This window comes from Collimonas fungivorans (assembly GCF_001584145.1).
Lineage (GTDB): Bacteria > Pseudomonadota > Gammaproteobacteria > Burkholderiales > Burkholderiaceae_D > Collimonas > Collimonas fungivorans.
The window spans coordinates 1,313,251-1,339,097 of record NZ_CP013232.1 but is presented as its reverse complement, the minus strand read 5'-3'; the positions used below and the strand labels follow the sequence as shown (position 1 = coordinate 1,339,097).

The window sequence follows — 25,847 nt, the reverse complement described above, 5'->3', positions numbered from 1 at the left end:
CCATGAGCGACAACCGCGATCTAGCCGGCGCCGAGCCGCTCGCCAGCAACCGACACCTGCAAGCCTGGCGCACCACGCTTGGCAACGCCAGCATAGGCGTCGGCCGCAGCATCCCGATCCGCACCTACGGCCGCCTGACCCGGGCCGTCGGCCTGGTGCTGGAAGCGGTCGGCTTGCGCCTGCCGGTAGGCAGCGACTGCCTGATAGAACTGCCGCCCGGCTATGCGCAACGCACTACCGAAGCGGAAGTGGTCGGCTTTGCCGGCGACCGTCTGTTCCTGATGCCGCAAACCGAAGTCGCGGGCTTGCTGCCCGGAGCGCGCGTCTACCCGCTCGAAACCACCTCTCCGGCCGCCAACGGCAGTCCGCCGGCCGAACCTGGCAGCAAACGCCTGCCGGCCGGCGCCGGCATGCTGGGACGGGTGGTGGACGCCGCCGGCCGGCCGCTGGACGGCCTCGGCCCTTTGGATTTCAGCCGCGAAGTGCCGCTTTCGGCGGCCCCCATCAACCCGCTGGCGCGCGCGCCTATCGACAGCGTGCTAGACGTCGGCGTGCGCGCCATCAACGCCCTGCTCACCGTGGGACGCGGCCAGCGCATGGGCCTGTTTGCCGGCTCCGGCGTCGGCAAAAGCGTGCTGCTCGGCATGATGGCGCGCTACACCAGCGCTGAAGTGATCATCGTCGGCCTGATCGGCGAACGCGGCCGCGAAGTCAAGGATTTCATCGAAAACACCCTGGGCGTGGAAGGGCTGGCGCGTGCGGTAGTAGTCGCCGCTCCAGCCGATACCTCGCCGCTGTTGCGCTTGCAGGGCGCCGCCTATGCCACCTCGCTGGCAGAATATTTCCGCGACCAGGGAAAAGATGTCTTGCTGATCATGGATTCGCTCACGCGTTACGCCATGGCACAGCGCGAGATCGCGCTGGCGGTGGGCGAGCCGCCGGCCACCAAAGGTTACCCGCCCTCGGTGTTCGCCAAGCTGCCGGCGCTGGTGGAACGCGCCGGCAACGGCGCCCGCGACGCCAACGGCAAAGGCGGCGCGATCACCGCCTTCTATACCGTGCTGACCGAGGGCGACGACCAGCAGGATCCGATTGCTGACGCCGCCCGCGCAATCCTCGACGGCCACGTAGTGCTGTCGCGCAGCCTGGCCGAATCCGGCCATTATCCGGCAATCGACATCGAAGCCTCGATCAGCCGCGCCATGACATCCCTGATCGAACCGGGTCAGTTCGATGCGGTGCGGCGCTTCAAGCAGATGTTGTCGCGCTACCAGCGCAACCGCGACCTGATCAGCGTCGGCGCCTATGCCGCCGGGCACGACCTGCAGCTGGACAAGGCGATTGCGCTGTATCCGAAAATCGAAGCTTTTTTGCAGCAGGGAATGGCTGAACGCGCGGGCTACCTGGAAGCAGTCACGCAGCTGGAACAACTGTTTCAGCCGGATTAAACAGATCGCGTGGACATGATCTCTATATTTTTCTTGAAAGCCGCCGTTAATATAAAAATGAGACAAAAATAAGACAAAGATAAGCCGCAAAGCCTGAAAGGAAATCATGTCAACCACCTTACCGCTCGCCATGTTGATTGAACTGGCCCAGAACAAGACCGATGAAGCCAGCCGCCGCCTGGGGCAGCTGCAGCGCGCCCAGATCGGCGCAGCGGAAAAGCTGGAGATGCTGACCCGCTATCGCCAGGAGTACTACGACCAGCTGCAAAGCCAGATGCAGGACGGCCTGCCGTCTTCGAGCTGGCGCAATTTCCAGCATTTCATCGCCACGCTGGACAGCGCCATCGAGCAGCAACGCGCCGTCGCCAGCCAGGCTGATTCGCGGCTGGCGCATGGACGCAGCGACTGGCAGCAGAACAAGCGCCGCCTGAGTTCTTTCGACACGCTGGCCGAGCGTGCCCGGCAACAGCAGGCGCAACTGGTCAACAAGCGCGAACAGCGCAGCAGCGACGAACATGCTGCCCGCCAGTTCCGGCAGCGCATGCTCGCTGCGGCAGAATAATCAATCAAGGAACCGCCATGTCTTTACTTGTTTCATCCAGCACCGCTGCCCTCCAAGCTGCGCCGTCCGCCGGCAATGCCGTCAATAATGCGAATTCAAATCCAAATGCCCAGCAGGACGGAGCCGACAATTTTGGCAAGGTCCTGGACCGTTCATTGGCCAGCGCCGACAAACCGGCTGAAAAGGCGGTAAGCAGCGCCAAGCCAACCGACCGCGCAGCGCCAAGGCGCCAGGCGAGCAGCGATAAGGACCAGGATCCAGGCGCCGTACCGGCTCTGGCTTTCCTGGTCTTGCCACAGGCTGGCGCGAAAGCGATTGAGGCAAATCCGCAATCCGGCAGCGATAGTCCGCCACCATCGGCGGCAGAGGGCCAGCTCAACGCGGCAATCGCCGCCGCCAGCGGCAAACCCGCAGTCTCGGCTGCAATCGCTGCACCAGCCACGGAGACCGCCGACACAGACATTGCTCCGGCTGGAACGACCCTACCCGCCGCAGCTCAGCTGGCGACGCAAGCCGGTCCGGCTGACGCTGCGCCATCCAGGCAAAGCGCCGCCGCGCGCAAGGAAGCCGTCAGCGGCGAATACGCCAATGTGACGCAAAATGCGCAACAACTGGCCAGCCAGGTTGGGACAGCCAGCACCACCGGCCAGCAAGCAGCACAAGATGATGCCCACGCGAACAAGCACGATCAACTGGAAAAATCAGAACGGCAGGACAACCTGGCCGCGGCCAAGACCGCGGCTGGTCCAGCGGGCGCCAGCGCCAATACGAATGCTAATGAGATCGTCATGGCCAAGGCGGCCGCCGGCAGCATCGGCCAGCCGGACCTCACTGTCACGGCGCAGGCAAATCCGGCGGTAGCGCACAATCTGGCAGCGGCAGCCACAGCTGCAGCCAGCTCGCCGCCGGCCGCCGTCAAGCTGGCGCTGCTGCCGGCGGTCGGCAGCGACGGCTGGGGCGCGGCGCTTGGCAAGCAAGTCGTGTGGATGGGCAACACCAATAACCAGAGCGCAGAACTGCACCTCAATCCGCCCGACCTGGGGCCGCTGAAAGTCACGCTCACCATCAGCGACAACCAGGCGCAAGCCATGTTTGTTTCCGCTCACCAGTCGGTGCGCACGGCGCTGGAAGCCGCCCTGCCGCAGTTGCGCAGCAGCCTGGCAGAAAGCGGCATCAATCTGGGCAACACTTCGGTCAGCGCCGATACCCAGCAACCGCAGCAACAACAGCAAGGGGCATTTACCCAGCACCAGGGCAGCCACAGGGGGTCGGGAAGCCAGTTCCAGGCTACTCCAACGGCAAGCGAGCTGAACACAAAAGCGGAGCGCAGCGCAGCAGCCATCAGCAGGAACAGCAATGGCAAGGTAGATATTTTTGCCTGACAGAAAAAAAACAGAAATTCCGGGCGCAACAAATGGAGGATCTGAAGCGCTTTCTCCCTTTATATCAGCAGATGGTTCGAGGCCTTTTTGGCAAAGAATGGACGCTGGAATCTGATGCAGGAAAAACCCATGGCAACTATCACCAACGAAGCAGTGGCAGCACCTAAAAAGAGCAAGCTCGGACTGATCTTGATCGTGCTCACCGCCGCCCTGGCCGCGGCTGGAGCTGCTTATTATTTCACCATCATGCAGCCAGCCAGCAAGAGCGTCGCCGCGCCGGTCCCGGAAACGCCTATCTTTGTCGCCCTCGATCCGTTTACCGTCAACCTGCAGGCGGACGACCGCGATCGTTTCCTGCATATCGGCCTGACCTTGAAAGTGGCGGACGCCAAAAGCCAGGCGCAGATCGTCGAGTACCTGCCGGAGACGCGCAGCCGCATCCTCAGCCTGCTGTCGAACCGCGATCCGAATTCGCTGATCACCGCCGACGACAAGAGCAAGCTCGCCGCCGAAATCCTCAAGGCATTGAACAAACCCCTGGCCAGCAGCCAGCCGCCGCAGCACATCATCAATGTGTTGTTCACCGCCTTCGTGGTGCAGTAAAACCGAGACCCAGCTATGGCTTATGAACAGCTACTGTCTCAGGACGAAGTAGATGCATTGCTGCAAGGCGTCACCGGCGAGACCGATGCTGCCGCGGCGCCGGTTCCGAATCCGGAAGGCGTTCAGGCCTACAATCTCGGCACCCAGGAACGTATCGTGCGCGGCCGCATGCATACGCTGGAAATCATCAACGAACGTTTTGCGCGCCAGCTGCGCAGTTCCCTGTTCAATTTCATGCGCCGCAGCGCCGACATTTCGGTAGGCGCGGTCCATGTCCAGAAATACAGCGAATTCATCCGCCACCTGCCGGTGCCGGCCAATATCAACCTGCTGCACATGAAACCCTTGCGCGGCACGGCGCTGTTCGTATTCGATCCGAACCTGGTGTTCCTGGTGGTCGACAACCTGTTCGGCGGCGACGGCCGGTTCCACATGCGGGTCGAAGGCCGCGACTTCACCCAGACCGAGCAACGCATCATCACCCGCCTGCTGAACCTGGCGCTGGACAGTTACGGCAGCGCCTGGAATCCGATCTATCCGCTCGAATTCGAATACGTGCGGGCAGAGATGCATACCAAGTTCGCCAATATCGCGACGCCCAACGAAGTAGTGGTGAACACCACTTTCCACATCGAGTTCGGCCCCATCGGCGGCGCCCTGCATATCTGCATTCCGTATTCGATGATAGAGCCGATACGCGACCTGCTCTCGAACCCGGTGCAGGACGAGGTCGAAGTCGACAAGCGCTGGGTCAAGCAATTGTCGCAGCAGGTGCAAAGCGCCGATGTGCAGCTGAAGGTCGATTTCATGAATATCCCGTCGACCATAGGCCAGCTCCTGAAGCTCAAAATCGGCGACGTCCTGCCGATAGAAATGCCTGAAAAAATCGTGGCCAAGGTCGATGGCGTGCCGGTGATGGAATGCGGTTACGGCACCTCCAACGGCCGTTATGCACTGCGGGTAGAAAAAATGATCAATCACCGCGAAGGTGATTTAAAAGGGAATGAACATGAGTGACGAAAACAAGCCGGATCCAAACGCCGAAGCCGCCGACGACTGGGCCAGCGCGCTCGCTGCGCAGACCGCCGCATCGCACCCGGCGCCGGAACCGGCGCCCGCGGCCAAGGTGTTCCAGCCGCTCAGCGGCGACACTGCCGAAGTCGCCAAGACCGATATCGACATGATCCTCGACATCCCGGTGCAGATGACCGCCGAGTTGGGGCGCACCAGGATCACCATCAAGAACCTGCTGCAGCTGGCGCAAGGTTCGGTGGTCGAGCTGGACGGCCTGGCCGGCGAACCGATGGATGTGCTGATCAACGGCTACCTGATCGCCCAGGGCGAAGTGGTGGTGGTCAACGACAAGTTCGGCATCCGGCTGACAGACATCATCACGCCGTCCGAGCGCATACACAAGCTGAACCGATGAAATCCATAACCATGGCGCGGCGCGCGCTGCTGCTGTTGGCATGCCTGGCTCTGCCTGCCTCTGCCATGATCGCCGCGCCTGTCGCAACAGCCGTTCCGGCCACGCCGTCATGGGGTGCAGCCGGGCTGTTGCAGGCGGCTTCCGGCCTGGCAGTGGTGCTTGCGCTGATTTTCCTTTGCGCCTGGACGGCACGCCGGCTGGGACTGCAAAAGCACAACAGCGGCCGCCTGGTCAAGGTGATCGCCAGCACCGCCATCGGCCAGCGCGAGCGGGTGGTGGTAGTCGAAATCGGCAGTACCTGGCTGGCGCTGGGAGTGACTCCGGGACGGATTCAATCGTTGCACGCCATGCCTGCGCAGGAAATGCCGGAAGATCCCAAGCTGCCGATCAGGCAAGGCGCTATCGCTGCCGGCAATGCTGCCAGTGCCTTTGCGCAAAAGCTGCGAGAGTCGCTAGGCCGCAAATAGGCCCATCTCGATATTGCACTCAGCCGCACATCATTTACCCATTAGAACCGATTGGCAGAATGCGTCCTCTCTCTTTCCTCGCGCAACATCGCAAACTGCTCACAGCGCTATTGCTGACCATGCTGCCTGCCATCGCCGCCGCCCAGGCGCTGCCCGGCATCACCAGCACCGCCGGCCCGGCGGCAGCCAGACCTGGTCGCTCAGCGTCCAGACCATGCTGCTGCTGACTTCGCTCTCGTTCCTGCCGGCGCTGCTGCTGGCGATGACCAGCTTCACCCGCATCATCATCGTGCTCGGTTTGCTGCGCACCGCGATCGGCGCCCAGAGTTCACCGCCCAACCAGATCCTGGTCGGGCTGGCGCTGTTCCTGACTTTTTTCGTGATGTCGCCGGTATTCGACAAAGCCTACAGCGATGCCTACAAGCCATTTTCAGACAACAAGATCAGCGCCGAACAGGCGCTGGAGCGCGGCATCCAGCCGTTCAAGCAGTTCATGCTGAAACAGACTCGCGAAGGCGACCTGGCGCTGTTCGCCAGGCTGGCCCAGGCGCCGCAGATGCAAGGGCCGGAAGAAGTGCCGCTGCGGATACTGGTGCCGGCGTTTGTCATCAGCGAACTGAAGACGGCGTTCCAGATCGGCTTCACCATCTTTATTCCATTCCTGATCGTTGACCTGGTGGTGGCCAGCGTCCTGATGTCGATGGGGATGATGATGGTGCCGCCCGCCACCATTTCGCTGCCGTTCAAGCTGATGCTGTTCGTGCTGGTCGACGGCTGGCAGCTGCTGATCGGCGCCCTGGCCCAAAGTTTCTATACCTGAGGTTGCACAAAATGACTCCCGAATCGGTAATGGCCTTGGGCTACCAGGCGATGAAAATGACTCTCCTGCTGGGCGCGCCGCTGCTGCTGGTGGCCCTGGTCAGCGGTTTGATCATCAGCCTGTTCCAGGCCGCCACCCAGATCAATGAAATGACCCTGTCGTTCATTCCCAAGCTGCTCGCCGTATGCGCCACCATGGTCATCGCCGGGCCGTGGATGCTGAACTCCATCCTGGACTACATGCGCCAGCTGTTTTCCAGCATTCCGCAGCTGGTTGGCTGATGTCGCCGGTGCTGTCGGTCACGTCCGCGCAACTGAGCGCCTGGATAGTAGCGTTTGTATGGCCCTTCGTCCGGATGCTGGCCCTGATCAGCGCCGCCCCCATCTTCGGTGAAAAAAACGTCGCGCGCCAGGTCAAGGTCGGCCTGGCTGCATTGCTGGCCATCGCCATCGCTCCTACCCTGGGCGCCGTGCCGGCGGTGCCGCTGGTTTCGGCCGGCGGTGTCTGGATACTGATCCAGCAGGTCCTGATCGGTTCCGCCATGGGATTTTCGATACGGCTGGTGTTCGCCGCGGTGCAAGCCGCCGGCGATTATGCCGGCCTGCAGATGGGCTTGTCGTTCGCTTCTTTTTTCGATCCCAACAGCGGCGGCAACACCATGGTGCTGGCCAGCCTGCTGAACATGCTGGCGATGCTGATCTTCCTGGCGGTGGACGGCCACCTGATGGTGATCAGCACCCTGGTTGAGAGTTTCCACGTCCTGCCGATTTCAGATGCGCCACTGGCGGCCGAAGGCTGGCATTTCCTGGTGCTGGCCGGCGCCAATGTCTTTTCCGCCGGCCTGATGCTGGCGCTACCCCTGGTAGCAGCCCTGTTGACCCTGAACCTTGCGATGGGCATCCTCAACCGGGCTTCGCCCCAGCTGAGCATATTTGCCGTCGGCTTTCCTTTGACCTTGCTGGGCGGGATCCTGATGCTGCAGCAGCTGATGCCGCACCTGGCGCCGTTCCTGGAACAGGAATTTGCGCTTGGGCTGGCCAACATGCTGCATCTGGCGCAGGCCTTGCGCCCATAGGAAAAACCAAGGTTGCATCCAATTTCGGGCAGGCCAATGCCAGCTGGACAGATGCTTATGTCAAAATAGCCTCGGAATTAATCCGTGACAACAGAATTTTCATCCACAGGAAACCGATGCGTACGTTAACCCGCTGGCGAGAAACAACCATCCTTTTGGCCTGTACTGCTTTATTTCCTGCCAGTTCGCATGCGCAGCAAAGCGAGCTGTTTGGCTGGATAGAGAACCAGCCGATCAGCGAAACATGGCTCAATGCCGGTTTCTATTCCTATCATTTCAACCGCGACAAGGGGCTGAACAACAGCAACCTGGGGTTCGGCGCCGAATACCGGTTCTCGACCGTGGCTTCCGCCACCGCCGGCAGGTTCTACAACAGCGATCGCGAGTATTCCAATTACATCGGCGTGTATTACCAGCCGCTGCATGTCGGGCCGGTACGCCTGGGATTCGTCGCCGGCGGATTCAACGGTTATCCGAAAATGCGGCGCGGCGACTGGTTCCTGGCTGCCATTCCTGTCGCCAGCTACGAATACAAGAACGTCGGCTTGAACCTGGCGGTGATTCCCAGCTATAAAGACAGGTTGTACGGCGCCTTGTCTTTTCAATTGAAAATCAAGGTCTTTTAATCCTGTCGGAAAGACTTACAGGTAATTCAGCAGCGAAATCTTGCGTATCTGGACAAAAGTCTGCTGCGTCGCCTGCAGCGCCATCTGCCGCTGGTACAGCTCGGTAATCGCACTGGTGTAGTCCAGGTCCTGGATATCCGACAGATAACTCTTGTCCGCCAGGTTGCGGGCGTCGCCATTGGTGTTGAGGGTATCCAGTTCCTGCATGCGCGAGCCCACCGACGAACGCACGGTGAGCACGTTGTCGAGGGAGTTGGACAGCTTGACGTTTGCCGTGCTCAGGGAATTCTGCAATTGCGCCTTGGCGGCCGGGGTGCCGTTATCTACCGGCGTCTTGAGCGCGCCGATCAGGTCGCTGAGCGCGCCGAACATGTCGGGATTGGCGTTCTTTGCGGTGTTGACATTGAAGCTGTCGCCGCTGGCGGGGCACCCGTCAATACGATTTGCAAGCCGCCAAACTGGATCGGCGAGCCGGACGTGTAAGTGCCGGTCGTCACCACCGGCGGGGTATCCGAATTGGTCACGCTGAACGTGGTGGCCGAGGTAAAGCTGATCGAGAAATTTTTTCCGAAATCGGGATTGGTGGCATCGATTACCGAAGTGGCGCCATATACGCCGTCGCCGCTGTTGGCGGCAGAAGAAGTGGCGACATAACCGGAGCTGTTCTGCGCGGTCTGGAAAATGCTGCGGCCGTCATCGGTGCCCGCCATTTGCCGCGAGATGTCGACCTGCAGCAGTTGCTGGCCCTGGTCGCCGACATACTGTACGCCGCCGCCGGCCTGCTGCACAAAAGGCGCACTGCCGCTCTTGAAGCCGGCAAACAGGAATTGGCCGTTGCCGTCGTCGGTATTTGCCAGGCCCAGCAGCTGGTCGTAATTGCTTTGCAAGGTGGTGGCGATCGATGCGCGGTCGGCATCGGTCATGGTGCCGTTGCCGGCTTGCACCACCAGCCCCTTGATATTTTGCAGGAGCGTGGTGACGCTTTGCAGCGCATTGTCTTCCAGGCCCAGCGTGCGCGACGCCTGGGCGCGACTGGTCGAGTACTGGTCATTGAGGGAAATCGACTGCGATGCGCTCAGCGCCCGGGTCGCGCCCAGCGGGTCGTCGGATGGGGTCAGGATTTTTGACATGGCGCCTATCTGCTGTTGCACGCGCAACAGGCTGGTTTGCTGGGAGCCCATCGCGGCCAGGCTTTGATCATAAAACGACTGGGTACTGATACGCATCTTGTTTTCCTTGGCTTGTTTTCCTTGATTATCATCCTGCTTGCAGATCCGGCCGGGCCAATTAGCTGGCGATCCCCAGGATCGCGTCGAACATGGTCGACGCCGTCTGGATCACCTTGGCGTTGGCCTGGTACATTTGCTGGTACATCAGCAGGTTGGCCGTTTCCTCGTCCTGGTTGACCCCTGACACCGATTGCTGGGCCGACTTGATTTGCGCCGCCAGGCTGGTTTGCGCGGTATTGGCGATGGTCAGCTGGCTGGCCTTGTTGCCGATGCTGCTGACCAGCTGGCCGTAAGCGTCGGTATAGCTGGCGGTGCCGCCGGCCAGGGTTTTCTGGTTTTGCAAGGCGCCCAGCAGCAAGGCGTTGCTGCCGTCCGAAACGCCGCCGGTATTCGGTCCGATGGTGAAGCTGTCGCCATTCACCGGCTTGCCGCTGACGGTGGCAGTGATGCCGTTGAAACTGTACGACGCGCCATCGGTATAACTGACAGTCGCGCCGGCCGCATAGTTGATCACGGTGCCGTCAGGATTGGTGACTGTAACTGCCGCGCCGGCAGGGAAACCGGACAAGCTGGCCGGCGTGGTGGTGCTATCGTATTTCAGCGTCAGCGGGCTGCTCAGCGGTGCTCCCAGGTATGAAGCGTCGACCTTGCCGGCGCTGATGACTGCGCTGCCCTGGTTGGCCGCGGCCTTGCCGGTGACGATGGGCGACGCCGCGGCTATCTTGGCCGGATCTGTCACCGTCACCGTCAGGTCGCGCGCGCCGCTGCGGGTCGGCTGCACCAGGAAGGAATCGCCGATTTGCGGCGTGCCGCTGCCGGCTTGCAGCGATACGCCGTCAAAAGTCACCGGCAGGCTGGCGTAGCTGCCCAGCACTTTGTTGTCGGACAGGCGAGTGACTGAATATTGCGGCGTGCCGGCTACATTGGCATAGTCGACCCGGTAATCGCTGGTGGTCAGCTGGCCGGTGTCGCTGAACGAGGGCGTAACCTGCAGGTTGCCGGTGTTACGGGAATTGGCGATTGCCGCCGGGCTGGCTTGCGAAAAGAAATCCTGGCCGGCGGCGCCGTTCAGGTCTATGCCCAGCTTGTGCTGCGCATTGAAGGTGTCGGCCAGGCCGATCGCCATCCGTCCCAGCGCGTTCTGGGCATCGCCCAGGGTCTGGTTACGGAACTGCATCAGGCCGCCCAGAGAACCGCCGCTGATCACGCTGTCCTGCATTTCGACAGCAACGCCGGCGGCGTTCACCAGGGCTACCGAAGTACGGCTCGGATCGGCGGCCGAGGTGACTGCCTTCAAGGTCGATGCCTTGTCGCCCAGCACCAGGGTCTGGCCGGTACCGATGAATACGTTGTACTGGCCGCCATCCTGCACCACCACCTTGGTCGCCACCAGTTGCCCCAGGCTGTTCACCAGGCTGTCGCGCTGGTCCAGCAAATCGTTCGGGACCTGGCCGCCGGCAGCGTTGCTGAGCAGGGCGATCTGCTTGTTGATACTGGCGATCTGGGTGGCGTAGGTATTGATCTGGTCGACCGAACCGGCGATCTGGTCGTTGACGTTGGCGTTCAGGCCGGTCAGTACCTGGCTCATGGTGCGGAACTGGTTGGCCAGGGCCTGGCCGGAGCTGATCAGCTGCTGCCGCGCAGCCGCATCGGCCGGCGTATTGGCGACCGCCTGCACGCCCTTGAACATGGTCTGCAGCATCGGAGCCAGGCCGGTAGTCTGGTTGGCCAGCAGGTTGTTGATCTGGTTGATCTGGGTGGAGTAAGCAGAGAGCGCCTGGTTGGTCGATTGCGCCTGGTTCAGCTGCGAACTCAGGAACTGATCGTAGCTGCGGGTGATGTCGACCACCTGGGCGCCGTTGCCGAAGAAACCTACGCTTGGCGTGTAAGTGCCGCCGGCGGACACCACCTGCGCCATCTGCCGGCTGTAGCCGGGCGTATTCACGTTGGCCGTGTTATGGCCGGTAGTCATCAATGCCGCTTGCGCTGCGTTGAGTCCGCTGAGCCCGGTGAAAAACATGCTGTTCGACATACATTCTTCCTTTTAGAAGGCAACCGCCCGGCGTCGCTGCCGGGCTCACCTGAGGTATAACGGCAGCGGCTTGGAAAATTTGAGGGGAATGCCCGGTTCCATGGAAAAAAATCAAAGGATCTGCTTGAGGATGCGCGCCAGCTTCTCGCCATACTGCGGATCGGTAGCGTAACCGGCGCGCTGTAAGCCGTGGGCGGCCTCGGCCGGATCGCGCGTAGCCAGTACCTGCGCATAACGCGGATTGCCGGCCAGGAAACGGGCGTAGTCGGAAAACGCTTCCTCATACGATGCATAAGCGCGGAACGGGGCTGTAGTCTGCTGCGGCAGGCCATCCACATATTCGGTGGTGACCGCCTGCACTACCGGTCCTTTCCAGCCCTTGCCGGCCTTGATGCCGAACAGGTTGTGGCTGCTGCTGCCGTCCGCACCCTTGATTTCGCGTTTGCCCCAGCCCGATTCCAATGCGGCCTGCGCCAGGATCAGTTGCGACGGTACGCCGCTGGCGCGGCTGGCGGCCTGCGCCGGCGCGGTCATGCGCGACAGGAACTGGTCGACATAGGCTTGCGGACCAGAACCAGACCCGGCATTCCTGCCGGAACCGGAAGCCGCGTCATACAAGGAAAGATTTTGTACGCTGCCAGGAATCGCCGATGCTGCAGCCGCAGCCGCCGGCTGACCGGGATTCTGGTCGACTGCCGATGGCGGCAGCTTGCCGAGCGGCGCCGGCAGCTGCCGGGACTGATCGACGGCGCGGCTGAGCTGGGCCTGCATCGCCTCGGCCAGGCCCAGGCCGCGGCCGGACAGGTTCTGCGCCAGCTGCTGGTCCAGCATCGAGGTATACATTTTTTCCTGCTGGCTATCGAACATGCCATCCGAAGGCGTCGCTTCGCGCATGCTCTTCAGCACCATCTGCATGAACATCGCTTCGAACTGGCGCGACACCTGCTTCAAGCCGTCTTGCGGCGAATTCCTGGTAGTTCGGCGCAAGGCGTCGACGCCCTGCACGTCCAGCGCAAAGCGCTGGTCCAGGTCGCCGCTGCGGCTGCTGCTGATAGGACCGGAGGCGCTCATTTCCGGCCTCAGATGACTTCAAGCTCGGCGCGCAAGGCGCCGGCGGCTTTCATCGCCTGCAGGATCGAGACCAGGTCCTGCGGATTGGCGCCCAGCGTATTCAAGCCTTTCACCACATCGGCCAGCGAAGCGCCGTTCTTGACTACCTGCAAAGCGCCGCCGGCCTGGTTCAGCTGGATTTGCGAAGTTTGCGTAACCACCGTGCTGCCGCCCGAAAACGGCCCCGGCTGGCTGATCACCGGCTGGGTATTGATCACCACCGACAGATTGCCGTGCGCCACCGCACAATCCAGTACGCGCACGGTCTGGTTCATCACTACTGAACCGGTACGGGCGTTGATGACTACCCGCGCCACCGCCTGCGCCGGTGTGATGTCGAGGTTTTCCAGGCGCGCCAGGAAGCTCACCCGCGCTTCCGCCTGCGCCGGCGCCGCCACCTGGATCACGCGCGCATCGAGGGCGCTGGCGGTGCCGGCGCCAAAACTGCGATTGATCGCATCGACTGCCTTTTGCGCCGTGCCGAAATCCGAGGCATTCAATTCCAGGGTCAAGGTATTGGCCTCGCCCAGCGGCGAACTGACCGCACGCTCGACGATGGCGCCGGCTGGAATGCGGCCGGAACTGAGCTGGTTGATCTGCACCTTGCTGCCGTTGGCCGAGGCGCCGGCGCCGCCGACCACCATGTTGCCCTGGGCGATCGCGTACACCATGCCGTCGGCACCCTTGAGCGGCGTCATCAGCAAAGTGCCGCCGCGCAGGCTCTTGGCGTTGCCCATGGACGACACGGTGACATCGATGTTCTGGCCGGGACGGGCGAACGACGGCAAGGTAGCCGTCACCATCACCGCCGCCACGTTCTTCAGCTGCATGTTGGTGCCCGGCGCCATCGAGATGCCGAGCTGCGACAGCATGTTGTTCAAGGTCTGGGTGGTGAACGGCGTCTGCATGGTCTGGTCGCCGCTGCCGTCCAGGCCGACCATCAGGCCGTAGCCGATCAGCGGATTGTCGCGCACGCCCTGGATGCTGGCCAGTTCCTTGAGCCGCTCCGCTTGCGCCGACGGTGCGCTGCAGAGGAAACAGAACGCCAGAAAGACAGCGCAGCGACTGTATCCGGAAAATGGCAAAAACCGCTGGAATAATAATCGCATGGTCAGAACGGTAAAACGTTGAGGAAGAAGCGCTGCAGCCAGCCCATGGTCTGTGCTTCGTCGATGTAGCCCTTGGCGCTGTATTCGATCCTGGCGTCCGCCACCTGGGTCGATGCCACGCTGTTGTTGCCGCTTACCGTGCGCGGATTGACCACGCCTGAGAAGCGGATGAATTCCGTGCCCTGGTTGATCATCATCTGTTTCTCGCCGCTGACCATCAGGTTGCCGTTACCCAGCACCTCGGTCACGGTGACGGTGATCACGCCGTTGAAGGTATTGGCGGCATTGGCGCCGCCCTTGGCGGTCAGGGCGTTGGTGGCCTTGGCGTCGGTATCGAGGTTGCCGAACAGGCCGCCGAAAATCTTCGGTATTGCCGTCAGGGCGCTGCTGGTGCTGCCGTTGCGGCTGGCGTTGGCCGCCGAGTTCTTGCTGGCGTTGACGTTTTCGCTGACGATGATGGTCAGGATATCGCCGACATTGCGCGGCCGCCGGTCTTCGAACAAGGCCTGGCTGCTATAGCCGGACTGGTAGATGGCGCCGTTCACCGCTGCCGCCGGCCGCACTTCGGCGCGCGCAGTCATCGGCTGCTGCACCAGCGGCTCGCGCGGCAGCTGCGCGCAGCCGCCCAGCAGCATGGGGACCAGCGCCAGCACCAGGCACCTGGCGCAATGTTTGATAGCCGCCGTCATCACAACTGTGTCAGGCGCTGCAACATCTGGTCCGAAGTAGTGACCGCCTTGCTGTTGATTTCGTAGGAGCGCTGGGTCTGGATCATGTTCACCAGTTCTTCCACCACATTCACGTTCGACGATTCGACATAACCCTGGCTCAAAGTGCCGGCGCCGTTCTGGCCCGGCGTGGTCTGGTTGGCGGTGCCGGATGCATTGGTTTCGGTGTACAGGTTTTCACCGTTGCTTTGCAGGCCGGTCGAATTCAGGAAGGTAGCCAGCTGGATCTGGCCGACCTGCACACTGGCGGTGCTGCCAGCCTGGGTCACCGATACCGTGCCGTCCTTGGCGATGGTCATGCTGGTGGCGTTTTGCGGAATGGTGATGGCCGGCTGCACCGGGTAGCCGCTGGCGGTGACCAGCTGGCCGGTGGAATCGGACTGGAACGAGCCGTCGCGGGTATAGGCGGTGGTGCCGTCCGGCATCTGCACCTGGAAAAAACCGTCGCCGGTGATCGCCACATCCTTGGTATTGTCGGTCTTGGTCGGATTGCCCTGGGTATGGATGCGTTCAGTCGCCACCAGCCGCACGCCGGTGCCGATCTGCAAGCCGGACGGCAGGTTGGTCTGGTCCGAAGTCTGGCCGCCTACCTGGCGCAAGTTCTGGTACATCAGGTCTTCGAACACCGCGCGGCTGCGCTTGAAGCCCGTGGTGCCGACGTTGGCCAGGTTGTTCGATATCACGTCGAGCTGCTGCTGTTGCGCATCGAGGCCGCTCTTGGCGATGGAAAGTGAACGTATCATGGTGAAATTCCTGTCGAAAATATATTAACTGCTCATGCTCAGCAGCTGGTTGGCGCGCTGGTCGTTTTCGTCTGCGCTCTTGACCGCTTTCATCTGCATTTCAAAACTGCGTGCATTGGCGATCATTTCCACCATGGCGGACACCGGGTTGACATTGCTGCCTTCCACCGCGCCGGTCTGCAGCGTCACCGCCGGATCGGCATCCGGGGCAGCGGCGCCGGCGCGCATCCGGAACAAACCGTCATCGCCGCGCAACAAGTCGCTGGCGGCTGGATTGACCAGTTTCAAGCGGCCCACCTGGGCCACATTGGTGGCCGGATCGCCAGCGCCGATGGCGCTCACCAGGCCATCGGTGGATATCATCACCGCAGCGCCGGGCGGCACCGCCATCGGTCCGGCGTCGCCGATTACCGGCAACTTGTTCATCGTCATCAGCTGGCCGTCGGCGCCCACCTGCAGGTTGCCGACCCTGGTATACGCCTCGCCGCCGTCCGCGGTCTGCACTGTCAGCCAGCCCTCGCCGCGCACCGCTACGTCCATCGGTCGTCCGGTTTCGGTCAGGGGTCCGGTACTCATGTCAGCGCCGGGCGTCGAAGTCACCACGAAAGCCCGGGTCGCCGCTTCCTCGCCCACTACCGGCACGGCGCGGAAGTTGTTCAGCTGCGCACGGAAGCCGGGAGTCGAGACGTTGGCCATATTGCTGGCCACCGAGGCTTGCTGCTCCATGGCCTGCTTGGCGCCGCTCATGGCGATGTAGATCATGCGGTCCATGTGCTCTCCCGGTCAGCTGCCGCTGCACTAATGATGGAATAATCCATCATCAGCGCATGCTCACCAGGGTCTGCATGACCTGGTCCTGGGTTTTCACAGTCTGTGCATTGGCCTGGTAAGTACGCTGCGCAATGATCATGTTGACCAGTTCGGCGGTAAGGTCGACGTTGGACGATTCCAGCGCGCCCGAAGTCAAGGAGCCAACCTTGGTGCCGGCGCCAGCGGTCCCGACCAGCGGCTGGCCCGAGGCCGCCGTTTCAGCCCAGACATTGCCGCCCTTCGATTGCAAGCCGTCCGGATTGGCAAAGGAAGTGAGGACGATCTGGCCCAGTGTCTTGGTCTGTTCGTTCGAGTACTTGCCGGTGACCGTACCGTCCGGATTGATGGCGAACGCAGTCAGGCTGCCGGAGGTATAACCGTCCTGGGTCTGTTTGGCGACTGCGTTGTCGTTGCCGAATTGGGTAGTGCCGGTCAGGTTGATCGTGAAGTTCATCGACGCCGCGCCGTTTGTCAGGGGAACGGCGGCAGGAGTCAGGGTGCCGGCGGCAGGCGTCAGCATCTTGCCGGCCGTATCAAAGGTCAACGAGCCGATATTGCTGCTGGCGCCGCCGTCGACGGTCTGGTAGACATCCCAGGCGTTGGCCGCGGTCTTCACGAAGAAATTCGTGATTTCATGCGGGTTGCCCAGCGAATCGTAGCCGGTCACCGCATTCTGGTAGTTGAAACTGGTGGAATCAGTGGCATTGAACGGCGCCGTGGCGGGCACAGTGCTGCGTGAATCGATGTTGTATTGCGCATTGATCTTGGTAGTGGCGTTCGGCGTCATCGCGGCAGCCGGCAGCTGCAAGGCAGCCGGCGTGCCGCCGGCGATGCTGCCATTGGCGCCGACCTGATAACCGGTCACGCGCAGGCCGCCGGAATTGACGATGTAGTTATCCTTGTCGATAGTGAACTGGCCGTTGCGCGAATAGGACACCTCGCCGGATGGGCTGGCCAGGCGGAAAAAACCGTCGCCGTTGGTGATCGCCACGTCCAGCGCACGGGTGCTGGTCTGTACCGCGCCCTGGGTGAAATTTTGCGAAACGCCGGCCACCTGGGTGCCGAGGCCGACCCGCGAACCGGCATACACATCGGCAAACAGGACACTGCCCGCCTTGAAGCCCACGGTGCCCGAGTTGGCGACATTATTGCCGATCACATCGAGATTGCTGGAACTTGCATTCAATCCGCTTACGCCTTGTTGAAAACCCATGGTCCACTCCTTTTGAAATCAATTTGCAGCATTTTTTCAGCTTCCAATCGCGGAAAAATAATGAAAAAAGCCGGATTTATAGAAATTGCTTAACGTCGCTCAATGCCGCCGTGCCGGCCGCACCCAGGTTCAACGTCACGCCGCTGGCCGTCTGCGCCACGCTGGCAACCTGCGAGTACGTCAGGGTGTTCGCCGCGACTGCGCTGCCGCCAACGGAAGCAGCCACGCTGATTTTGTAGGAGCCGTCGCCCATTGCGGTGCCGGTATCGTTCTTGCCGTCCCACGACAAGGTCTTGGTGCCTTGCGGCAGCGCGCCGACGTCGATGGTGCGCACGGTATTGCCGGCAGCGTCGGTGATGGTGACCTTGACCGTATCGGCCGCGCCTTGCATGTCCAATCCGAAGGAGGTGGCGGCGCTGTCCTTCAGTGCGACGCTGCTGCCGGGCGTCAGCACCGTGTGGCCGATCAGCGATGCCGCCTGCAAGGTCTGGCTGGCGCCGGTCTGCGCCACCAGCGAAGTCAGCGTGCTGTTCAGGTTCTCGATACCGCTGACGGTGCTCATCTGCGCCAGCTGCGAAGTCAGCTCCGCGTTATCCAGCGGATTCAGCGGATCCTGGTTATTCAGCTGGGTAACCAGCAATTTGAGAAAGCGCTGTTCCTGGTCGGAACTGCTGGATGCAGCCCCGGCCAGCGCCCCTGCGGCGCTGTTGTCGGTTGAAACCCCAGATACTGCACCTGATACTGCCATGATGGTTTTCTCCTGAAGCGGCGCCGCTGCGGCGGCCGCGGATTAATCGTTCAAATCGGAACTGCAATGGATTCTTCGTTAATCGATGCTTTGCTACTGGCCGACGGTCAGCGTCTTCAACATCATGTTCTTGGCGGTATTCAGCACTTCAACATTGGCCTGGTAAGAACGCGAAGCGGAAATCATGTTGACCATTTCTTCCACCACGTTGACGTTAGGCATGGCGACGTAGCCGCCGGCGTTGGCCAGCGGATGCTTGGGGTCGTACACCATGCGCAGCGGCGACTGGTCTTCCACCACCCCTGCCACCTGCACGCCGCCGATCTGGTCCTGCTGCTCGCCCGCCGCCACCGCGAACACTACCTGCTTGGCGCGATACGGCTGGCCGTCGGGGCCGGACACGCTGTCGGCGTTCGCCAGGTTGCCGGCAGTGACGTTCATGCGCTGCGATTGCGCGCTCATGGCGGAACCGGCAACGTCGAAAATACTCATGGATGGCATCGCTTGATCCTCGCTGGCTAAAACTGGAAATTCATTGCTGCACCGCCGACAGCAGCGACTTGATCTGGGCGCCGATGACGGTTAGGCCGGATTCGTAGTGGACTGCGTTGTCGGTGAAATTGACGCGTTCGACATCCATCTCCACGGTATTGCCGTCGATGCTGGACTGGGTCGGCACCCGGTACATCAGGTCAGGTTCGCTGGTGGCCATGGCTTCGCCCTGGATGTGGCGCGCGGAAGTAGTCGCCATCGTCACCGACTGCACTTGCCGGCCGTGCTCCATCGCCTGCGCCAGGCTGCTGCTGAAATCGAAATCGCGCGCCTTGTAATTCGGCGTATCGGCGTGCGCGATGTTCGACGACAGCACCTCTTGCCGGCGCGCCCGCAGGTTCAGTGCTTCCTGCTGAAAGCGCAGTGCTGCATCCAGTTTGTCTACCATCTTGTACCTGCCCTCAACAGACCTTTTGATGAAAACGATTATAGGCAGCAGCAACTGGCGGCAATCATCGGAACAGGCGGCTGATTCGGCCTCAATTCGAGATACGCAACGGGATGCGGAACGAGATGCGCAAAGCCAGCCTCATTTAGGGCCAGGAAAATATTTTGCGACATCTTCGAAGCTCAGCCGGTAACCGTCCAACACACGCTTGATGGTCGAGCCGCTGGGATCGGTCACCCTGCCGGTTTCGAGTTTGCTCAGCACCGGCACCGACAAACCGCAACGCCGGTGCATCGCCGTCAACGATAATCTTTTGCCGTTCTCGCCAGTCTGCTTCAAACGCATCTGCCGCAGGAAATCCGCCAGGGTAGCCGGGACTTCTTCATCGAATTCGCTCACGTTCGCCATTGGATATCCTTAATTTTCAAAGCAGCTGCCGGCAGATGTTTGCACCGCGCGGCAAGCTCCCGCAAACCATTATAGGTATGGCATAACAATCCAATGCGCCAAACAGCAAGCGAAACGCCGCCCAGTTCGGCGCTTGCCCATGTCCCGCGGTTGTCTAGAATCTGACGGCGGACAATCCGTCGCAACGAATTCCGATCGAAGGGAAGATTTCACATGCATGCAATATCATTCCGGCGCTGGCGGCTTGCACTTGCCTGCCTGGACTTCCTGGCGGCGGCAGCACTAGGCGCCGGTAGCCGGGCCGCACTCGCCAGGGCAACGGAACTAAGCGGCAGCGCCAGACCCGTCATTGAACAATTCCTGCTGGCCCAGGCCGGCGGTTTGCCAGGCAAGGTCAGCATCCGCATCGACACGCCGATGGCAGGCGCCCTGCCCGCCTGCGACGCACTGGAGCCGTTCCTGCCGAGCGGCGCCCGTGTCTGGGGCCGTGTCTCGGTCGGCCTGCGCTGCAACGACAACGGCTCCGCCACGCCGGCATGGACGCGCTACGTGCCGGCCTATGTGGCGGTGGTAGCGAACTACTATGTAGCCGGCCGTCCCATCAGTGCCGGCGACACCCTGGGCCTTGCCGATATCCAGCCGCGCCAAGGCGATCTCAGCGCCCTGCCGCGCGGCGTGGTCACCAATCCGCAGCAAGCCGCCGGCATGGTGGCCTCGAACCGGATCGCCCTGGGCGCGCCGTTGCGGCTGGAGCTGTTGCGCGGCGCAACCGTGATACAACAGGGGCAAAGCGTCAAAGTCCAGTCGCAAGGTTCGGGTTTCGTAGTCAGCACCGAAGGACGGGCGATGACCAATGCCGCGGCTGGTGCAGCAATACAGGTCAAGACGCAGGCCGGCCAGATGCTGAGCGGCGTTGCCCGCGCCGACGGTTCGGTCGAATTGCCGAATTAGTTCTTTTTCGATAACAGTTTCGACATTTTCAACCCGAAACCCTAAACTTCCTGCGCCAGCTGCCGTTATAACGAACAGATCCCTTAGAGGAAACATCTTGAAAATCGATCAACCTACAAAGCCGCTCAATAGCGTGTCGAGCCCAGCCAATGCGGCGTCCAGCAAGGATAATGCGGCACGCGCCGCATCCGCCGACGCTGCTGCAGCCGGCACCGCCACCAGCGCCAGCCCGCCTATGCCCGCCGCCCTGAATTCACTGTCGGCGCAAGTGCGCCAGCTGCAAACCCAGTTGCTGCAACCCGGCGCCGGCGATTTCGATGCCGCCAAGGTCGCCGAGATCCGCCAGGCCATCAGCGAAGGCCGCTACCAGATCAATCCCGGAAAGATAGCCGACGGCTTGCTCGATACGGTACGCGACCTGCTGGGCAAGAAACCGTCATGAGCAGCGCACTGCTCAAGCACCTGCAGCAGGAGCGCGCCGTGATGGACGCTTTTCTTGACTTGCTGGACCAGGAAGCAGAGGCGCTGATCAAGAGCCGCTTTGACGAATTGCCGCTCATCACCGAGCGCAAAGCGCAGCTGGCTGAGCGCATCACCGCGCTTGAGCAGGAACGGGAACAGCGGCAGCAGGCGGTCGGTTTTGCAGCGGGACGGGCCGGCGGCGACGCTGCGGCAGCGGCCGGCGGCCTGCAGCAGGTTTGGCAAGAGCTGTTGGTACACGCAGCCCAGGCCCGCGACAACAACCATCGCAACGGCATCATGATCCATACTCACCTGGACTTCGTACGCCGCTCGATCAATTTCCTGCGCGCCCACGGGCAATCGCTTTATGGCGCCGACGGCAAGCACCAGGTCGGGCTCGGCAACGGCCACAGCCTGGCGTCGAGCTGAACACCGACAGTTCGCAGCCCGATTATTCGTAGCTGACCAAGATCTGGCCGGCAGCTCCCTGCAAGGCCGGGGTCAAAGGCCCGCGTCCGTCGATCACAAAAGCAAACACGAAATTCGACAAGCCGTTGTCGCCGTCAAAAGCGCCGGTGCTGCCGCTGGCGCCGCTGAGGCCGACACATCTGGCGTAGTTGCACAGATAAGCGTGGATGCCTGCCGGCGGCGCTGTCAGGAAACCGTAACGCCAGCCGACCCGACGTGTCCTCGAACCTGAAGAGACGCCGCTGCCGACCGGATTGATCTGGGGCGACTGATAACTGACGCCACGATGGAACATTGCGGGTGTGGAAGTCGAAGCGCTCCAGGAACCTGCGACCCGGGCCTGTCCGCCTGCAGCGACCCTGCTGTCAAGTCGAATGGCGCCAGGTCTGGCTGGCAAGCTCTGGTCGCGCCCCATATAGGTATTCAGGTCAATCGCTGCTGCCGACTGCTCGCCGGCAAAGACGTTCGTCGCCGCCAGCAAGCCAGCCGCACCGCAAACCAGCAGCCATCTCAGCCTGGACTCGCGACAGGCCAGTTTCATCATCTCAGGCAATCTCGCTCCGGCTGGTTTCATTCAAACGCACCCGCAAGCGGCTGATAGCCTGGCTATGCAGCTGGCAGACGCGCGACTGGCTGACTTCCAGCACGGCGCCGATTTCGCGCAAATTCATTTCCTGCTCATAGTACAGACTGAGCAGCAGCCGCTCACGTTCCGGCATCAGGGCGATCGCCTCCACCAGCATGTGGCGCATGCCGCTGTCCAGCAGGCGTTGCAGCGGATCGCCGGCGCCGCTGCGATTGCTATCGTCATGCTGGCGGTCAAGAAAGGAGTTTTCATTGCTGCCGCCTTCGCAGTCTTCGTAATACACCAGTTGCGATCCGTGGATCTCCTGCAGCAGGTGCTGATAATCTTCCAGCGACAGCTGCATGGACAATGCGATTTCACGCTCGCTGGGCGGCCGCGCCAGTTTCTGCTCCAGCGCCTGCACCGCGGCGTCGACCTTGCGCGAAGACTGGCGCAGGCCGCGCGACAGCCAGTCGTTTGCGCGCAATTCGTCCAGCATCGCGCCGCGGATGCGCTGGCTGGCGTAGGTTTCGAATTGCGCACCCTGGTCGTCCTGGTAGCGGTTGGCGGCATCCAGCAAACCCAGCATGCCGGCCTGGATCATGTCGTCCAGCTCTACGCTGGCCGGCAATTTCGCTATCAGCTGCAAAGCCAGGCGCCGCACCAGCGGCGCGTATTGCGCCAGCGTGTCGGATTTGTCGATTTTTCCCTGAGCCGTATACATGATGGATTCCTCTTCCCGCTCTACTCACACAGTGTCCAGATTTCGGTTAACAACAGGGCGCGGCCATTGCAGCAGCTGGCCGGCGATGCGGCGGAAATCGATTGCCGCGGCGCTGGTCTGGAATGCCTCCACCACACTCAACTTGAGTCCTTGCGCACGCACCAGCTGCGGATCCTCCGCCACGCAACCGGCAGGTTCCAGCGCCAGGCCCAGGTAACGGCTGCCGGCGGCAGCCAGGTTGTGCAGCACGTGCTGCGCCGCCGGCACCCCGGCCGCCAGATTGACCATGATCCTCATGCGCTGCAGCGCATGCGCGTAATGCAGCTGCTTGACGCAAGCATAGGCAGCGGTAATCGACGCCGCCTGCGGCCGCAACACCACCACCACATCGTCGGCTTGCGCCGCCAGTGGGGACAGCGCGCCGTCCCGGTCGAGTCCGGCGTCGATCAGGATTACCTGTCCCTGGAACACATTGCGCACTTCAGCCGCTGCGGTCGCATCGCCTTTACGCACTGCCAGCAGCAGCGCGCCGCAAGCCAGGCGCGAGGCCGCTGCCGGCAATGGCAGACCGCCGGTAACATCGGACCAGCTGCCTGCCGCAGAGCCAGCCCACATCGCCGCTGCCGACCGCGCGCCGCTCTGTTCGTCCAGCAGCAGCACTTCCTTTCCCTGCTGCACCAGCGCCGCAGCCAGGTTCAGGGCCACACTGGTAACGCCCACTCTTGGACTACTGCCGACCAGCGCAATGACATGCGCTACCTGCATGCCTGAATGCTGCGCCATCAGATAGCGCAAACCGTCCGCCTGGTCGCTGACGACCTTGTTCAAAACCGCCTCCTCATCCCGGCAACGCCGCCGTGCCGTGCGCCGGCGCCAGGCCAGCAACGTTACCGGCGTCCAGCGCCAAGGCATCCAGCAGCGCAATCAGCTTGCCGAAACCTTCAAACAGCGCGGCAGCGGAAGCAACGGTGACCGAACCGGAACGGATCCGGTGTCCGGATAACTGCGCCAGCAAGGTGCGCGCGGCGCCGGCCCAGCTGTCCCGGTTTTGGGCCAGGCGCCAGATGGTCGTGCTGACTTGGGCGGCAACCAGCAAGCGCTTTTGCATATGACTGTCGCCCGGCTCAGTGCAGGCGCCGAGCTGCAGGATGGCTTGCCTGAGCAACTTGTAATAGGGATCGGCGGCCTGTTTCCAGCAACTCCACACGGCAAGTTGCGATGCCGTCGCCGCTGGCGCCAGGTTGCTCAGCAAATGCCAGCTGGCCAGCAGCTTGCCGTTATGCTGATCGGTGATACGCACTGCCACGCAACGCAAGTCGCTGCCCAGGGTGATTGCCGTTTCCGCCAGCGTCTGCTGCGCCGGCCTGCCCTTGTAAGTAATCATCTGAGGCGCAGTGAAGGCCAGTTGCGCGGTCAGTTGCGCCAGGTTTGTCGTGATGCCGCCGTGCACCACGCGCGTCGTGCTGCGTGCCCGTGCCAGCCATGACAGGCCGCCGGCCTGCCAGGAATCAATCAGGCCTGGCGCCGGCGTCCTGTCGAGCAGGTGCACCACCGGCTTGCCGAAATCCTGGCCATGCATCCAGGCCAGCTGGCGCAGCGCCGGTGTCGGCATGACGCTGCTTGCACCGGCGGCAAGCGCAGTCGACAGCAATTGATGCGGCGCCGCCAGCGGCATGCCGTCGCGATCCGACAGCAATACGCTGGACTGCAAGGCATAAGCGTCGCCGCTGCGGCTGGCAATCAGTTCGGTCTTGCCGCTGATTGCCAGCACATGGGTGGCGCAGGCAAGTTCTATTTCCGTTTTTGCGTGCGTCAGCAGTTTGTGTGCTATCACCTGGCTGCCCGCGCTGTCGTCCGCCAGAGCTCGCCACAATCCGCTGCTGGTCTCGAAACCGATTCCGCCATCGGCCAGCGCACTGGCGTTGGCGGCCAGTTCTTCGGCGTCATGCGCCAGCACCCGGATCAACTGCCGGCACTGGCTGCGCAAGCGTTCCGTGGCGGCGGCCGCGGCAGCCAGTTCGATGTCATTGTTCAATGCCGCCGGCAGCTCGCCCAGGCCGGCTTCGCCCGGGACAAACAAGGCGCTGCGGCTGGCGCTCTGGAACACACTGTCGACCAGTTTCGAACGCTCGGCCAGCATCAGGTTTTCCGGCACTTTCTGGCCGCAGGAGACGTAATGCACCGGCAGCCGGTGACGGATCACGGTATCCAGCAATGCGCCGGGATGGGTGGCTTCGTCGGTCTTGGTGAAGATGCAGCCCGCCAGCTGGTTGCCGCCGGCGCTATCCTTATAGGCGTGCACCACCTCATTCAAGGTATCGCCGTGACTGGCTGCGTTCAGCAGCAGCAAGCGCTTGACAGGACGACCGGCGCCGCACAGCATGGCGACCTGGTCGGACACGCTGCGGTCGCGCTGGCTCTTGCCGACCGTATCGATCAGGATCATGTGCTTGTCGCGCAAATCCTCCAGCACCAGCCGCAGGTCAGCCGCGTCTTTCACTGCATGCACCGACACGCCCAGGATCTTGCCGTAGATGCGCAACTGTTCAAACGCGCCGATACGATAGCTGTCGGTCGTCAGCAGCGCCAGCTTGTCAGCGCCAAAGCGCATCACGCAGCGCGCCGCCAGCTTGGCGGTGGTGGTGGTCTTGCCTACTCCGGTCGGGCCCATCAGGGCGTAGACGCCGCCGCCGTCCATCAGCGCATCTTCGCTTTCCATCAATGGCAGGTTACGCGCCAGTTCAGCCTTGACCCAGGCCATGCCGGAGGAAAAATTGCGGCCGGTGGGCAAATGATCCAGCATTGCTTTCGCCAGGCTGGCGCTGAAGCCGGCGCCCAGCAAGGTGCGCAGCAGGTGGCCGCGAACCGGATCGCGACGCTGCTTGTCGTTCCACACCAGGCCGGCCAGCTGCTCTTCGATCATGCCGCGCATCGAATGGATTTCGCTGATAACGCTACCGTTGCTGTCCATGCTGAACGGCGCAGCGGCGCTTGCCGCCGGCGCGGCAACGGCCGGTGCAGGCGCCGATGCCGCACGCTCATCGCTTGCGGTTTCCAGCATGGCGACGATTTCGGCGCCGGCCGGAGTCGCCCGGCTGGAAACGATGATGGCGTCCGGTCCCAGCTGTTCGCGCACCAGGCGCAGCGCTTCGCGGCTGGACGGAGCGACGATGGTGACGCTGTCAGTGTGCATGT

General features: G+C 62.2%; 30 protein-coding genes and 1 pseudogene. 14 read left to right on the top strand and 17 right to left on the bottom strand.

Annotated elements, in window-relative coordinates; genetic code table 11:
• Window positions 1–2 precede the first annotated feature (2 nt).
• The 11 genes and pseudogenes from fliI to CFter6_RS05785 all read left to right on the top strand — a co-directional run bounded on the left by fliI (window position 3) and on the right by CFter6_RS05785 (window position 8,412).
• The gene (gene fliI / locus CFter6_RS05835; protein ID WP_061539122.1) at window positions 3–1,448 is read left to right on the top strand and encodes a flagellar protein export ATPase FliI; all 1,446 of its coding nucleotides are present in this window, start codon (window positions 3–5) and stop codon (window positions 1,446–1,448) included.
• A gap of 106 nt (window positions 1,449–1,554) precedes the next feature.
• On the top strand, window positions 1,555–2,010 hold the full coding sequence (gene fliJ, locus CFter6_RS05830) for a flagellar export protein FliJ (protein ID WP_061539121.1): 456 nt from the start codon (window positions 1,555–1,557) through the stop codon (window positions 2,008–2,010).
• A 17-nt stretch (window positions 2,011–2,027) separates the two neighbouring features.
• Window positions 2,028–3,392 (top strand): flagellar hook-length control protein FliK, encoded by a 1,365-nt coding sequence (locus CFter6_RS05825; protein ID WP_061539120.1) that lies wholly within the window; start codon window positions 2,028–2,030, stop codon window positions 3,390–3,392.
• Between the two features lie 129 nt (window positions 3,393–3,521).
• Window positions 3,522–3,995, top strand: a complete 474-nt coding sequence (fliL, locus tag CFter6_RS05820; RefSeq protein WP_061542229.1) for a flagellar basal body-associated protein FliL — start codon at window positions 3,522–3,524, stop codon at window positions 3,993–3,995.
• 15 nt (window positions 3,996–4,010) lie between these two features.
• A complete protein-coding gene (gene fliM, locus CFter6_RS05815) occupies window positions 4,011–5,012 on the top strand; it encodes a flagellar motor switch protein FliM (RefSeq protein ID WP_061539119.1) in 1,002 nt (333 codons plus the stop codon).
• Window positions 5,005–5,424, top strand: coding sequence for a flagellar motor switch protein FliN (fliN, locus tag CFter6_RS05810; RefSeq protein WP_061539118.1), 420 nt, complete (start codon window positions 5,005–5,007; stop codon window positions 5,422–5,424). The genes fliM and fliN overlap by 8 nt, the downstream gene beginning before the upstream one ends.
• On the top strand, window positions 5,421–5,891 hold the full coding sequence (gene fliO, locus CFter6_RS05805; protein ID WP_061539117.1) for a flagellar biosynthetic protein FliO: 471 nt from the start codon (window positions 5,421–5,423) through the stop codon (window positions 5,889–5,891). Before fliN ends, fliO begins: the two co-directional genes overlap by 4 nt.
• A 119-nt stretch (window positions 5,892–6,010) precedes the next feature.
• A pseudogene (fliP, locus tag CFter6_RS05800) lies at window positions 6,011–6,711 on the top strand (flagellar type III secretion system pore protein FliP).
• Window positions 6,712–6,722: 11 nt separating this feature from the next.
• Window positions 6,723–6,992 carry a flagellar biosynthesis protein FliQ gene (gene fliQ, locus CFter6_RS05795; RefSeq protein WP_041743011.1) on the top strand — a complete coding sequence of 90 codons (270 nt, stop codon included), beginning with the start codon at window positions 6,723–6,725 and terminating at the stop codon, window positions 6,990–6,992.
• Complete coding sequence (gene fliR / locus CFter6_RS05790) at window positions 6,992–7,786, top strand: flagellar biosynthetic protein FliR (protein ID WP_061539116.1); 795 nt, start codon at window positions 6,992–6,994, stop codon at window positions 7,784–7,786. The genes fliQ and fliR overlap by 1 nt, the downstream gene beginning before the upstream one ends.
• A 116-nt stretch (window positions 7,787–7,902) precedes the next feature.
• Entirely contained in the window at window positions 7,903–8,412 is a 510-nt protein-coding gene (locus tag CFter6_RS05785; RefSeq protein WP_236904551.1) for a hypothetical protein, read from the top strand.
• A gap of 15 nt (window positions 8,413–8,427) precedes the next feature.
• Here the strand turns inward: CFter6_RS05785 and CFter6_RS26750 are convergent, their stop codons facing one another.
• The 13 genes from CFter6_RS26750 to CFter6_RS05725 form a co-directional block, all read right to left on the bottom strand.
• Window positions 8,428–8,784, bottom strand: coding sequence for a flagellin (locus CFter6_RS26750; RefSeq protein ID WP_335340304.1), 357 nt, complete (start codon window positions 8,782–8,784; stop codon window positions 8,428–8,430).
• Complete coding sequence (flgL, locus tag CFter6_RS05780; RefSeq protein WP_335340303.1) at window positions 8,760–9,638, bottom strand: flagellar hook-associated protein FlgL; 879 nt, start codon at window positions 9,636–9,638, stop codon at window positions 8,760–8,762. The genes CFter6_RS26750 and flgL overlap by 25 nt, the downstream gene beginning before the upstream one ends.
• Before the next feature lie 61 nt (window positions 9,639–9,699).
• Window positions 9,700–11,673 carry a flagellar hook-associated protein FlgK gene (flgK, locus tag CFter6_RS05775; protein ID WP_061539114.1) on the bottom strand — a complete coding sequence of 658 codons (1,974 nt, stop codon included), beginning with the start codon at window positions 11,671–11,673 and terminating at the stop codon, window positions 9,700–9,702.
• 111 nt (window positions 11,674–11,784) lie between these two features.
• Window positions 11,785–12,744, bottom strand: coding sequence for a flagellar assembly peptidoglycan hydrolase FlgJ (gene flgJ, locus CFter6_RS05770; RefSeq protein WP_061539113.1), 960 nt, complete (start codon window positions 12,742–12,744; stop codon window positions 11,785–11,787).
• 8 nt (window positions 12,745–12,752) lie between these two features.
• Entirely contained in the window at window positions 12,753–13,892 is a 1,140-nt protein-coding gene (locus CFter6_RS05765) for a flagellar basal body P-ring protein FlgI (protein ID WP_082814616.1), read from the bottom strand.
• A 2-nt stretch (window positions 13,893–13,894) separates the two neighbouring features.
• Window positions 13,895–14,581: a flagellar basal body L-ring protein FlgH gene (locus CFter6_RS05760; protein WP_061539112.1), complete on the bottom strand. Its 687-nt coding sequence runs from the start codon at window positions 14,579–14,581 to the stop codon at window positions 13,895–13,897.
• Window positions 14,581–15,363: a flagellar basal-body rod protein FlgG gene (gene flgG, locus CFter6_RS05755; protein ID WP_014004932.1), complete on the bottom strand. Its 783-nt coding sequence runs from the start codon at window positions 15,361–15,363 to the stop codon at window positions 14,581–14,583. The genes CFter6_RS05760 and flgG overlap by 1 nt, the downstream gene beginning before the upstream one ends.
• Window positions 15,364–15,387: 24 nt before the next feature.
• A complete protein-coding gene (locus CFter6_RS05750) occupies window positions 15,388–16,134 on the bottom strand; it encodes a flagellar basal body rod protein FlgF (RefSeq protein ID WP_061539111.1) in 747 nt (248 codons plus the stop codon).
• 49 nt (window positions 16,135–16,183) lie between these two features.
• Window positions 16,184–17,386, bottom strand: a complete 1,203-nt coding sequence (gene flgE, locus CFter6_RS05745) for a flagellar hook protein FlgE (protein ID WP_061539110.1) — start codon at window positions 17,384–17,386, stop codon at window positions 16,184–16,186.
• Window positions 17,387–17,462: 76 nt separating this feature from the next.
• Window positions 17,463–18,134 (bottom strand): flagellar hook assembly protein FlgD, encoded by a 672-nt coding sequence (gene flgD / locus CFter6_RS05740; protein WP_061539109.1) that lies wholly within the window; start codon window positions 18,132–18,134, stop codon window positions 17,463–17,465.
• 93 nt (window positions 18,135–18,227) lie between these two features.
• Window positions 18,228–18,635 carry a flagellar basal body rod protein FlgC gene (flgC, locus tag CFter6_RS05735; RefSeq protein ID WP_061539108.1) on the bottom strand — a complete coding sequence of 136 codons (408 nt, stop codon included), beginning with the start codon at window positions 18,633–18,635 and terminating at the stop codon, window positions 18,228–18,230.
• A gap of 31 nt (window positions 18,636–18,666) precedes the next feature.
• Window positions 18,667–19,074: a flagellar basal body rod protein FlgB gene (gene flgB, locus CFter6_RS05730; protein ID WP_061539107.1), complete on the bottom strand. Its 408-nt coding sequence runs from the start codon at window positions 19,072–19,074 to the stop codon at window positions 18,667–18,669.
• 141 nt (window positions 19,075–19,215) lie between these two features.
• Window positions 19,216–19,482, bottom strand: coding sequence for a helix-turn-helix domain-containing protein (locus tag CFter6_RS05725; RefSeq protein ID WP_061539106.1), 267 nt, complete (start codon window positions 19,480–19,482; stop codon window positions 19,216–19,218).
• Window positions 19,483–19,695: 213 nt separating this feature from the next.
• Here CFter6_RS05725 and flgA point away from each other — a divergent pair, with 213 nt between their 5' ends.
• The 3 genes from flgA (at window position 19,696) to CFter6_RS05710 (ending at window position 21,324) form a co-directional block, all read left to right on the top strand.
• A complete protein-coding gene (flgA, locus tag CFter6_RS05720) occupies window positions 19,696–20,433 on the top strand; it encodes a flagellar basal body P-ring formation chaperone FlgA (protein WP_061539105.1) in 738 nt (245 codons plus the stop codon).
• Between the two features lie 97 nt (window positions 20,434–20,530).
• Window positions 20,531–20,875 carry a flagellar biosynthesis anti-sigma factor FlgM gene (flgM, locus tag CFter6_RS05715; protein ID WP_236904550.1) on the top strand — a complete coding sequence of 115 codons (345 nt, stop codon included), beginning with the start codon at window positions 20,531–20,533 and terminating at the stop codon, window positions 20,873–20,875.
• Window positions 20,872–21,324, top strand: coding sequence for a flagella synthesis protein FlgN (locus CFter6_RS05710; RefSeq protein WP_061539104.1), 453 nt, complete (start codon window positions 20,872–20,874; stop codon window positions 21,322–21,324). The genes flgM and CFter6_RS05710 overlap by 4 nt, the downstream gene beginning before the upstream one ends.
• A gap of 22 nt (window positions 21,325–21,346) precedes the next feature.
• Here CFter6_RS05710 and CFter6_RS05705 read toward each other — a convergent pair whose 3' ends face one another.
• From CFter6_RS05705 to flhF, 4 genes are read right to left on the bottom strand one after another with little or no spacing between them, the layout of a single operon-like run.
• Window positions 21,347–21,907 carry a flagellar protein FlhE gene (locus CFter6_RS05705; RefSeq protein WP_061539103.1) on the bottom strand — a complete coding sequence of 187 codons (561 nt, stop codon included), beginning with the start codon at window positions 21,905–21,907 and terminating at the stop codon, window positions 21,347–21,349.
• Window position 21,908: 1 nt separating this feature from the next.
• Window positions 21,909–22,652, bottom strand: a complete 744-nt coding sequence (locus CFter6_RS05700) for an RNA polymerase sigma factor FliA (RefSeq protein ID WP_061539102.1) — start codon at window positions 22,650–22,652, stop codon at window positions 21,909–21,911.
• A gap of 24 nt (window positions 22,653–22,676) precedes the next feature.
• Entirely contained in the window at window positions 22,677–23,480 is an 804-nt protein-coding gene (locus tag CFter6_RS05695; protein ID WP_061539101.1) for a P-loop NTPase family protein, read from the bottom strand.
• Window positions 23,481–23,490: 10 nt separating this feature from the next.
• Window positions 23,491–25,845 (bottom strand): flagellar biosynthesis protein FlhF, encoded by a 2,355-nt coding sequence (gene flhF, locus CFter6_RS05690; RefSeq protein WP_061539100.1) that lies wholly within the window; start codon window positions 25,843–25,845, stop codon window positions 23,491–23,493.
• Window positions 25,846–25,847 lie beyond the last annotated feature (2 nt).